Raw genomic sequence first — 212 nt, 5'->3', positions numbered from 1 at the left:
TCGGTGGACAGTCCGGGACCGTCGTCGCGGACGACGAGGGTCGCGGTCTCCGCGCCGGCTTCCCAGTCCGTCGTGATCTTCGCGCCGCGGCCGGCGTAGTGGACGGCGTTGTCGAGCAGCACGTCGAGGATCTGCGCGAGCTCGCCTTCCGGACAGCGCACGGTCACCGGCTCGTCGTGGCCCGGCGGCGGCACGAGCACCGCACCGGCGTC

Annotated in this window: 1 protein-coding gene; it reads right to left on the bottom strand. The window is 73.6% G+C overall.

The annotated features are described in order from the left end of the window. Positions 1 to 212, bottom strand: a 212-nt coding sequence (locus G3I65_RS32615; protein ID WP_160699502.1) for a HAMP domain-containing sensor histidine kinase, incomplete at both ends; no start/stop codon positions are given.

The sequence above is a fragment of the Amycolatopsis sp. SID8362 genome (genome assembly GCF_010550475.1).
GTDB lineage: Bacteria > Actinomycetota > Actinomycetes > Mycobacteriales > Pseudonocardiaceae > Amycolatopsis > Amycolatopsis eburnea.
The sequence above is the reverse complement of the archived record's forward strand: the minus strand, read 5'-3'. Positions and strand labels throughout refer to the sequence as shown.